This is a genomic window from Euzebyales bacterium, assembly GCA_035461305.1.
Classification (GTDB): Bacteria; Actinomycetota; Nitriliruptoria; order Euzebyales; family JAHELV01; genus JAHELV01.
In genome coordinates this window covers 1-7,649 of record DATHVN010000199.1, presented here as the reverse complement: position 1 = coordinate 7,649, position 7,649 = coordinate 1, and the positions used below count along the sequence as shown (strand labels likewise).

At 70.1% G+C, this 7,649-nt stretch carries 10 protein-coding genes; 1 reads left to right on the top strand and 9 read right to left on the bottom strand.

The genetic code is table 11. The features are described from left to right. Positions 1 to 279: 279 nt before the first annotated feature. From VK923_18205 to VK923_18170, 8 genes are all read right to left on the bottom strand, one after another. On the bottom strand, positions 280 to 492 hold the full coding sequence (locus VK923_18205) for a hypothetical protein (GenBank protein HSJ46616.1): 213 nt from the start codon (positions 490 to 492) through the stop codon (positions 280 to 282). A 73-nt stretch (positions 493 to 565) separates the two neighbouring features. Then, a complete protein-coding gene (locus tag VK923_18200; protein ID HSJ46615.1) occupies positions 566 to 751 on the bottom strand; it encodes a hypothetical protein in 186 nt (61 codons plus the stop codon). Between the two features lie 10 nt (positions 752 to 761). Then, entirely contained in the window at positions 762 to 1,760 is a 999-nt protein-coding gene (locus tag VK923_18195) for an NAD(P)-dependent alcohol dehydrogenase (protein HSJ46614.1), read from the bottom strand. 4 nt (positions 1,761 to 1,764) lie between these two features. Beyond that, positions 1,765 to 2,562, bottom strand: coding sequence for an ABC transporter permease (locus VK923_18190; protein ID HSJ46613.1), 798 nt, complete (start codon positions 2,560 to 2,562; stop codon positions 1,765 to 1,767). Further along, on the bottom strand, positions 2,562 to 3,587 hold the full coding sequence (locus tag VK923_18185) for an ATP-binding cassette domain-containing protein (protein ID HSJ46612.1): 1,026 nt from the start codon (positions 3,585 to 3,587) through the stop codon (positions 2,562 to 2,564). The genes VK923_18190 and VK923_18185 overlap by 1 nt, the downstream gene beginning before the upstream one ends. A 143-nt stretch (positions 3,588 to 3,730) precedes the next feature. Then, positions 3,731 to 4,441, bottom strand: a complete 711-nt coding sequence (locus VK923_18180) for a TetR/AcrR family transcriptional regulator C-terminal domain-containing protein (GenBank protein HSJ46611.1) — start codon at positions 4,439 to 4,441, stop codon at positions 3,731 to 3,733. A gap of 142 nt (positions 4,442 to 4,583) precedes the next feature. Then, on the bottom strand, positions 4,584 to 5,102 hold the full coding sequence (locus VK923_18175) for a histidine phosphatase family protein (protein HSJ46610.1): 519 nt from the start codon (positions 5,100 to 5,102) through the stop codon (positions 4,584 to 4,586). 727 nt (positions 5,103 to 5,829) lie between these two features. After that, the gene (locus VK923_18170) at positions 5,830 to 5,994 is read right to left on the bottom strand and encodes a hypothetical protein (GenBank protein HSJ46609.1); all 165 of its coding nucleotides are present in this window, start codon (positions 5,992 to 5,994) and stop codon (positions 5,830 to 5,832) included. A gap of 897 nt (positions 5,995 to 6,891) precedes the next feature. On the opposite strand from VK923_18170, the gene VK923_18165 reads away from it, so the two are divergent. Further along, positions 6,892 to 7,080: a hypothetical protein gene (locus VK923_18165; GenBank protein ID HSJ46608.1), complete on the top strand. Its 189-nt coding sequence runs from the start codon at positions 6,892 to 6,894 to the stop codon at positions 7,078 to 7,080. Between the two features lie 146 nt (positions 7,081 to 7,226). On the opposite strand, the gene VK923_18160 is transcribed toward VK923_18165, so the two are convergent. Then, positions 7,227 to 7,478, bottom strand: coding sequence for a hypothetical protein (locus VK923_18160; GenBank protein ID HSJ46607.1), 252 nt, complete (start codon positions 7,476 to 7,478; stop codon positions 7,227 to 7,229). Between the last annotated feature and the right edge of the window lie 171 nt (positions 7,479 to 7,649).

Sequence of the window (7,649 nt, the reverse complement as noted above, 5' to 3'; positions counted from 1 at the left end):
GCGGGTCGCGCGACTCGAGATCCGTCGCCATCTCGAAGCACTGGCGGACGACCGGGCCGCCACGCGAACGAGTCGACGGACGGTCGCGGCCACGATCGTCGCCTCGGCGACGCCACCCTCACCCGCGCTGGGGGTGGCCGGGCGATCGGCCTGGCGGGTCGACCGCATGCTGGATCCACCGCCTCTGCGCCCCCACTCGTGGGTGCCGCGACGCTGCCGATCGTGCTGTCACTACTGGTCGTCGTGCAGTCGAGCTCCTGAGAACCAACGCCGTGGCGATCACGTCCGCGTCAGTTGCAGGAAATCCTCGACGCCGTACAGGCGGTGGGCGCGCTGTTTCCTGGGCCGGAAGGATTGGTCGGCGTCCGCCCCGACGACGAGCTCCGGCAGCTGCACCCGGATGGTGTGGCCCTCGTGCTCGACGGCGGCGGACCCTGGCGCGAGGATGTCGCGGACCCAGTCGGCGCGCGGTCCGTACGCGAGCGCGATCACAACCCGTCCTCGGTCGGCATCGCCACGACCGGCGTCCGGTAGCTCGCGCCGCTGGAGCGACCCACGTGGTGGATCACCGACGCCCAGGCGCCCAGCTGCCCGGCCGCATCTGCCGGGGATTGAGCACGCGGCGGTTCAGCCGTCGGATGGCGTTCTGCACGGGAGGGAACTTCGTCCGGAACGACACGGTGAACGCCAGCACCAGCACGCCGCTCACGGCGGCCAGACCGATGACGACCTGCGCGGTCGTGATGAGCATGGCGACCCTCCTATGGGGTGACGATGACCTTGCCGGAGGCGTGGCGCCCCGCGAGGTACTCGATCGCCTCCCGCGTGTCGACCATCGGGAATGTGCGGTCGACGACCGGGGTGACCGCCCCGACGTCGATCAGTTCGGTCAGCGCGTCGAGGTCGGTGTCCCGACGCTCCGGCTGCAGCAGGACCATCCGCCAGCCCGCGAACCGCGACCGGATGGACATCGGGAGGACGTGGCCCATCGGGCCGAGCCACCGGTTCCCCGGGTGGTCGAAGGAGGCGAGGTATGTCGCCCCTGGCTTGAGCATGCGCACGCACTCGGTCGGGGAGTGGTTGCCGACGTTGTCGAGCATCAGGTCGAAGCGGGGTCCGCCATGCGTTACGTCGTCCCGGGTGTAGTCGACGACGTGGTCCGCCCCGATCGACCGCACCAGGTCCACGTTGCGGGTGCTGCAGACTCCCGTCACCTCCGCGCCCATCGCTTTCGCGATCTGGACGGCGAACGTGCCCACCCCGCCGGACGCGCCGTTGATCAGCACGTGCTGGCCCGGCTGCACCGCTCCGGTGTCGCGCATGGCCCGTAGCGCCGTGATCCCTGCGAGCGGCACGGCCGCCGCCTCCTCGGCGGTCAGGCGGGCCGGCCGTGGGCGGATGGATTCCTCGGAGACCCGCACGTATTCCGCCAGCGAGCCCAGGTCCATCAGGGCGCTGCCGGGCGCCTGGTCGACCCGGCCGTAGACCTCGTCGCCTGGGCGGAACCGCGTCACGCTCGGGCCGACCGCCTCGACGCGGCCGGCGAGGTCACTGCCGAAGCCGTTGATCCGCGGGCGGCGCAGCCCGAGCTGGAGCCGGAAGAAGTACGGGAGGCCGGTCATGAAGTGCCAGTCGTAGGGGTTGACGGCCGCGGCTCGCACCTGGACCAGCACACCGTCGTCGCCGACGTCCGGGGTCTCGACATCCTGCAGTCCCAGGACGTCCGCGGATCCGTAGCGTTCGAACACGATCGCTTTCATGGCGTCACCTCGCTTGTTGGTAGCGCCGGACCGCCAGTGGAGCGAACACGGCGATGATGATCACGACCCAGGCCAGCGTGTAGGGCACTGGGTGCTGGAGCGGCCAGGTGGATGGTTCAGGGGTCCCCGGCGGGATGTTGCCGAACAGCTCGCGGGCGGCCTGTGTGACCGCCGACACGGGGTTCCACTCGGCGAAGACGCGCAACGGCGTTGGGAAGTTCTGCGAGGGGGCGAAGGTGTTCGCGATGAACGTCAGCGGGAAGATCACCATGGACGACGCGTTGCTGACCACCTCGGGGCTGGGCACGAGGAGGCCCACCCAGGCCATCACCCACGAGATCGCGTAGGCGAAGAGCAGCAGCAGGCCGAACGCCAGCAGGGCGTTGCCCATCCCGTCGTGGATCCTCCATCCCACCAACAGCCCTGCGACCGTCATGACGACCAGTGACAGGGCGTTGTAGACCATGTCGCTCGCGGTCCGACCCACGACGACGGCGGCCCGGGACATCGGAAGGGAGCGGAACCGGTCGATGATGCCGTTGCGCATGTCCTCCGCCAGCCCGGCGCCGGTGAACGTCGCGCCGAACGTCAGCGTCAGCGCGAAGGTGCCGCCGATGAGGAACTCCCTGTAGCTGCCGCCCGGGATGTCGATCGAGCTGCCGAAGACGTACGCGAACATCACGACCATCATCAGCGGCGTGACCAGCACGCTGAACAGGATCTCGGGCACGCGGATGACCTTGATGAGGTTCCGCCGAGCGACGGTCACGCCGTCGGTCAGGATCTGCGTTGGTCGGGCCATCACGCCGCCTCCTGCGCCATCGCGGGGACCATGGTCTGCGCGGTCGGGTCGGTTCCGCCGTCGGTCGCCCGTCCGGTGAGCGCCAGGAACACGTCGTCGAGCGTCGGTCGGCGCAGCCCGACGTTCCGCAGTCCGATGCCCTCCGCGTCGAATGCGCGCAGCGCCGCGGTGAGCATCTCGGCCCCGCCCGCCAAGGGGGCCGTCGCCGACCAGCCGTCGACGTGGACCTCGCCCACCGCCAGGCCGGCAAGCACGCGGCGGGCGTCGTCGACGCTCGACCCGTGCTCCAGGGTGACCTCGATCCGGTCACCGCCAACCATCGACTTGAGCTGGTCCGCGGTGCCGTGTGCGATCTCCCGCCCGTGGTCGATCACCACGATGTCGTCGGCCAGCCGCTCAGCCTCCTCCATGTACTGGGTGGTCAGCAGCACGCTGCAGCCGCGCGCCACCAGGTCGCCGATGGTCGTCCACAGCTCGGCGCGGCTACGGGGGTCCAGACCGGTCGTGGGTTCGTCGAGGAAGAGCACCGGGGCCTCCGCCACGAGGGCGCCCGCGAGGTCGAGGCGCCGGCGCATCCCGCCGGAGTAGGTGCTCACCCGCCGGTTCGCCGTCTCGGTCAGCGAGAACCGCTCCAGCAGCTCCCGTGCGCGTGTCCTCGCTCGCCTCGCTCCCAACTGGTACAGCCGCCCGATCATGTCAAGGTTCTCAAAGCCCGTGAGGTGCTCGTCGACCGCTGCGTACTGGCCCGACAGCCCGATGCGGCTGCGCACCTCGTCGGGGGCGCTGGCCACATCGTGTCCCGCCACTGTGGCGCGCCCGCCGTCCGCCCCGAGCAGGGTGGTCAGGATGGACACTGCCGTCGTCTTGCCGGCGCCGTTGGGGCCGAGGAGCCCGAGCACCGTCCCCTCAGCGACCGCCAGGTCGAGGCCGGCCAGGGCGACCACGTCGCCGTACCGCTTGACCAGGCCGTGCGCCTCCACCATCGTTCGGCCCGACGGGTCCGACGGTGTGATCAATGTTCGCATGCTCGCTCCTGCGTTCAGTCCCTGGGTCCGTACGACGTAAGGTCGTCGTACGTCGTAAGGTAGTCATACCGCGTAAGGCTGTCAAGGGCCGCATGAAAGATCTCGCCGGATCCGGCGTGGGATGGCGGGCCGTCAGCGGCGCCTCAGGCGTCCGCGCGCCGCTGCTCCAGCCCGTCGAGGATCAGGTCGAGCCCGAACTCGAACTCGAACTGATCGTCGCACCAGCCCAGGGTCGTGTCCGGGTCGTCGTGTGCTACCTCGGCCAGCATCCCGACGAGGTGCGGGAACTGGTCAGCCATCTGCGCCATCATCGCGGTGGCGTCCGCGTCCGCAGCCTCAGGGTCGTCGGGTTCGAACAGCTCCTGCGTGAACCCGAGAGCGCGACTGCCCAGGGCATGCAGCGCGTGGTGTGCGAGGTCGTAGGAGAACCCTCCGGCCCGGAGGATCCCGAGCACGCCATCGAAGTAGCCGACGATCGCCGGGTTCATCGTCCGTGTCTCGAGCAGGCGGGGCGCCCACGGGTGCCGGAGGAGGACCTCGCGGGCGGCGAGGATCCGCGAGCGCATCGCCGTCTGCCAGTCGTCCTCGGGCGCTGGCGCATCAACCCTGTCCACCGCCTCAAGGATCTCGCCGGCGACGACATCGATGACGCCATCGAGGATCGCATCCTTGTTGGCCACGTGGTGGTACAGCGACATCGCCTCGACGCCGAGCTCCTGTGCGAGCCGGCGCATCGTCAGCGCATCGAGCCCTCCGCGGTCGGCGACGTCGACGGCGGCGCGCAACACCCGTCTCCGGCTCAGCGGGACGCGGGGCTGCTCGGTCGTCGCCTCAGCGTCGGTCCGTGAAGCCATCCATCCACCTCTCCGACGCACTCTACCGTACACCGTACGTCTACGGCCGGCGTCGCGTGCCCCAGCCGACCGCATCGCCGCCCACCCTCCAACACACGCACGTCCTGGTGGTCAGACGCGCGAGATCACCCGCAGCCGCTGTTCACCGGGGGGCGTTGAGGTCGTCCGGGCGCACGAATCCTGCGAGCTCGGCGCATCCGGCCGCGAGGTCTGCCCACCCGTCGATCGCTGCGTCCAGCGTCGCGAGCGCCGCGGTCGGGAACTTGCGAGCCATCCGTTCCAGGTGGTCTCCCGAGGCGGCGAGCAGGACGGCGAGCTGTTGCATGGCAGGGTTGTGGCCGATCAGCATCGCCCGCCGCGCGCTGTCGGGCAGCAGGCGGAGGCGGTCGAGGAGCGTGTCCGCGGCCGCGTGATAGAGCTCCTCCTCGATGCGGACGTCTGTGTCGGACGGGATGGCGTCGCCGAGCAGGTCGAGCGTCTGGCGGGTCCGACGCGACGATGAGCAGAGGACCACGTCGGGGACGATCCCGATCTGACGCAGGTGATCGGCGACGTACGGTGTGGCGCGGATGCCACGGCTTGCCAGCGGCCGGTCGTGGTCGGCCAGGCTGGGGTCGTGCCAGCTCGACTTCGCATGGCGCAGCAGATACAGCGTCCGCATGGCGTCATCATCCTGCCGCCCTCACCGGACGGCATGCAACAGGTGTCGATCGCATCAGGTCGGTCACACGACGAGTGCGTGCGGCAAGCGCAGGCGGTCAGCCTCGGTCGGACCGCCGTGTCGTGGCGACGGTGGCCTCGTAGGCCGAGGAACTGCCCGTGGCGGTCAGCTGCCGCCTCGAGCTCGGGGAAATCGTCGTCCGCGAGCTCGCGGAACAGACCGATCTGGAAGTCGACGTGGTTGGCGCGGACCGTGCGATGCATGTCGCCGACCATCTGGCTGTCGAGGAGGGTCATCCCGACCGCGGCCGGTCGGCCCCGCGGCACCAGCCCATCCGCGTCGAGGACGTACCGCGAGGCCTGGTACCCGTTGTGGTACTCGTCGAGGGTCTGGAGCAGGTGGGCCCGTGGCGACAGCGACCCCTCGTCCGGTGGTGGCTCACCGAACCAGTAGGAGCGACCGTCGTGCACGACGTGGTCGAGCTCCGACGCCACCTCGGCCAGGCCGGAACGCACGTCCGTCAGCGTCATCGTCGCCCAGTAGGCCAGGTCGCGTTCGGTGGCCGGTCCGTGCCCGGTGAAGTACCGCAGCACGAGCTCCGCCACCGCCTCGTCGCGGTCGAGCCGCCGGGCCGTCGGCGCACGCTCGTCGACCAGCGCGTAGGTGTGGTCTCGGCCCTGCATCGCGCCGCTGCAGACCAGTGCCACCATCTCGGCGTTCGCCAGCATCACGCCGAGTCGTTGACCCTCGGCGGGCAGCGCTGCGTCCCGCAGTCTTGTGCCGAGCGCGTCGCGGGTGGGTGGACACCGCCGGCCAGGGCATCGGCGATCTCCTCGGCCGACGCATCCAAGATGGCATCGTCGATGCCGAGCTGGCGTTGGAGCTGGACCATGAGGCGGCTGATCCGGGAGCCGTCAGCTCCAGGAGCCACCGGATGTCGTCGGGGTGGACGAAGTGCCACGTCGGGCGGAGGACGTGGGTCCGCAGGATGACACCGTCGTCGAACAGCCGCCCGAACGCCGCCTCCGAGATGCCAGGTGTGCGCGTGGCCACCGCCCAGGAGGCCTGCCCGTGGTTCTCCGCCTGGACGGCCAGCAGCCCCTCGACCATAGCGGCGGGTGACGGGTAGGTCTGACCCAATAGACGCAACGTGTGCATCCGCCAGCGTGCGAAGCACCCGATCATCCTTGCGCTGGTCTCGTGCACTTGTCGCCGTCGCGGGCGATGATCATAGCGGATGCCCAGATCAGATCTTCAGGTCGCCACCGCGTGGTCACGCCATCGGACGGCGAGGCCGGCAGCCGCTGCATCGACGCCGATGTGTCGATGCACATCATCGGAGCCTTCGGATCGACGGCCTCGCATGACCGACGGTCAACCCGGCTACGGTTGTGTGGGAGGAACCATCTGGCCGACCTCGGGGCGCGTGCCCGCCGCCCACTGGTCCACCAGACCGACGACATGACGTTCCCCCGGTGGTTCGGCACGAGGGGGGACCGATGTCGACCCCGAAGACACAGACGACCAACGGCGATCCGATCGATGATCTGCGGGAGCGGATCGCGGCCAGGCGGCGCGACGTCAGCCGGTACCTGCAGGACGCCCGCCGACGCAGGCGCTGCTCGTGCAGACGACGATCATCGCGGGTTCGGTCGCGACCGGGGTCACCGCGGCGCCGGCGCTCGGCGGCCAGTAGCTCGCCGACTGGCTGACCGCGACGTTCTCGCTGGACGCGCCCTCATGGCAGATCCTGTGCGGGCTCGCCGCGGCGTGCTCCCTGGCGGCGACGGTGGCGACGCAGCTGAACAAGTCGGACGACTACGACGAACGGGTCGTGCGAGCCCAGCGTGCCATGGCGGTCCTGGAAGAGCTCGACGTCGGCCTCAGCGGTCGCGACTTCGACCTCGACGACGCCACGGCCCGCTACGTCGACTGCGTGAAGGAGACGTCGTTCATCGCGGCCACCGGCGGTGCCTGATCCGGTCCGACCGACATCGCCGGCATCGGCCGTGGACTATCCGGCGTCCGACGCGGGGCAGCGTCATCAGCGGACGGACCTCGACGGCGACGTGTGCGGCGACCCGCAGGCGGGCCGCGATGTCGAGCACCCAGGTCTCGTCGCAGTCAACGAGGTAGAAGCCACTGAGCTCGCGCTCGACCTCGTCGGCCGCTGAGACCCGTCGTTCGCCATCGTGCAGGGGTGACGATCTGCGCCGTCGCTGCCGGCATGAACGCCTCGCCACTGACCAGGACGCCGGTCTCGGCGAGCTCGGCGGCGATCGCGCCGTAGGCGGCCAGCTCGGCTTGTGCCTCGTCGGTGGTCGTCCGGCGGGCCATCTCGGGATCGACGTACAGCAGCAGCAGGGCGTAACGCATCGGCTCCTCCGTGCGCGGGTCGGCTCAGGCGAGCTCGCGCGCGAGATCCCGGTAGGCGTCGAGCGACTCGGGGTTGGCCAGGGCGCCCTCGCTGGCGACGTCGGTGAGATCAGCACCCGCGAACAGCTTCTTGACCGGCACCTCGAGCTTCTTGCCCGACAGCGTGCGGGG

Bases quoted from the DNA above. Each gene is read 5' to 3' on its own strand.
- VK923_18200 (HSJ46615.1), bottom strand. From the start codon at position 751: ATGCTCATCACGACCGCGCAGGTCGTCATCGGTCTGGCCGCCGTGAGC.
- VK923_18195 (HSJ46614.1), bottom strand. From the start codon at position 1,760: ATGAAAGCGATCGTGTTCGAACGCTACGGATCCGCGGACGTCCTGGGA.
- VK923_18190 (HSJ46613.1), bottom strand. From the start codon at position 2,562: ATGGCCCGACCAACGCAGATCCTGACCGACGGCGTGACCGTCGCTCGG.
- VK923_18185 (HSJ46612.1), bottom strand. From the start codon at position 3,587: ATGCGAACATTGATCACACCGTCGGACCCGTCGGGCCGAACGATGGTG.
- VK923_18180 (HSJ46611.1), bottom strand. From the start codon at position 4,441: ATGGCTTCACGGACCGACGCTGAGGCGACGACCGAGCAGCCCCGCGTC.
- VK923_18175 (HSJ46610.1), bottom strand. From the start codon at position 5,102: ATGCGGACGCTGTATCTGCTGCGCCATGCGAAGTCGAGCTGGCACGAC.
- VK923_18170 (HSJ46609.1), bottom strand. From the start codon at position 5,994: ATGGTCCAGCTCCAACGCCAGCTCGGCATCGACGATGCCATCTTGGAT.
- VK923_18160 (HSJ46607.1), bottom strand. From the start codon at position 7,478: ATGCGTTACGCCCTGCTGCTGCTGTACGTCGATCCCGAGATGGCCCGC.